General features: G+C 67.2%; 3 protein-coding genes. All 3 read right to left on the minus strand.

Annotation, left to right across the window (positions count from 1 at the left end; genetic code table 11):
• Positions 1–401: 401 nt before the first annotated feature.
• Positions 402–692: a hypothetical protein gene (locus tag GY812_16295; protein MCP4437043.1), complete on the minus strand. Its 291-nt coding sequence runs from the start codon at positions 690–692 to the stop codon at positions 402–404.
• 124 nt (positions 693–816) lie between these two features.
• Positions 817–1,002, minus strand: a complete 186-nt coding sequence (locus GY812_16300; GenBank protein MCP4437044.1) for a hypothetical protein — start codon at positions 1,000–1,002, stop codon at positions 817–819.
• Complete coding sequence (locus GY812_16305; GenBank protein MCP4437045.1) at positions 999–1,286, minus strand: hypothetical protein; 288 nt, start codon at positions 1,284–1,286, stop codon at positions 999–1,001. The genes GY812_16300 and GY812_16305 overlap by 4 nt, the downstream gene beginning before the upstream one ends.
• Between the last annotated feature and the right edge of the window lie 37 nt (positions 1,287–1,323).

Consider the following 1,323-nt stretch of genomic DNA (forward strand, 5'->3'; position numbering starts at 1 on the left):
AGTCCAGCTCCAGGAGCCAGCGTCGGTGACGTCGAACATGCCCCGGGCCTCGGGCCTCATCCCGGTGGATGCGGCAATACCGCCGCGCCATCTCCGCTGGCGGGATGCCTGCCTGCCGGGCCCGCTTGCCGAGTACCCACACGATTGCAACCACATCGGGAGTGTGCCCGCCAGACTCAGCCAGCGCGCACTGGGCCAGGGGCAGCGCCATTTCCCCGATGGCCGGGTCTGAAAAAGGGTCACCGCCCGGCTCCTCGCCGCGCCCCGGCTGGGGCAGGGCGACGAGAGCCAGGACAATGACGACGATGGCACGGGGCATATCAGAGTCTAGCGCGAGGCCCCCACGTCGCGCTAGACCACGGCTGGAACGTTACCACCCGGTAACGCTTCTCGGCATAGGACTAAACCGCCTCGACCAGGGGGCGGTAGCTGGTGTAGCTCCCCGGCTGCGACGTGCGGTAATAGCCGCCCCGGAGATCCGCATGCTTCGAGGCGAACAGCTCCGCGTCAATGCGCGTGGCGAAGATGAAAACGTCTGTCTTGATTCCCTCGCGACGCTTGCACAGCCACCTGCACGCCTGTGGGGTGTCTCGACGACCCGCACGCCCCAGGGTCGCCATGATCGTCCATCCGCCCCGGCGGCTCATCACGAAACACTGCTTACCGTTGTAGCTCTCAAACTTGCTGGCCATTGCGTTCCCTCTTTCCTTGATTCTCTCTCCGATAATAGGGCTAAACCGCCGATCCGATTAGTCAGCAGAATAGGGAAACACCGATCCACCAGCGGGCCAATGCCCGCCAGTGGATCGGGTCCGCTCAGTGTGCGTGCGACCGCTGGAGCAGCCCGAGGAGGGCACGCTCCAGCCTGTCGAGGCGGGCGTGGTACTGCGCGCAGGGCAGCCCCTGCGCGTTCATGGTCCGCGCGGAGATGCGGGCCTGGGTCAGCGCGTCGTAGTGATCCCAGAGTCGAGACTGGTACGGGGTGCAGTCCCTGCGAATCATGGCTCCTCCGCGGCTGGCCCGAGCATGCTGTGGGCCGCCCGGGCCCCCTCGACGAGGTCCTCGATGCGGCGGCGCAACTGGCGCATACGTCGGTGGTGGTCGGGTGGTGCACCGATCCCCCGCGCACGCTCCAGGTCTGCGCCCAGCCGCCCGAGGGACGCCAGGACCGCCTGGGTCTCTCGTTCGAGGTCGGCGAGGCACGCAGCCGCATCCAGGATCTCTCCGTGGAGGGTTGCGCGCACCGAGATCTCCCCGGCGTGGTACGGATTGGAGACGTCGCTCACGATGACCTCCGCCGCTGCGCCCACGAGTCAGCCAGTG

Source organism: Actinomycetes bacterium, assembly GCA_024222295.1.
In the GTDB taxonomy this organism is placed as follows: domain Bacteria; phylum Actinomycetota; class Acidimicrobiia; order Acidimicrobiales; family Microtrichaceae; genus JAAEPF01.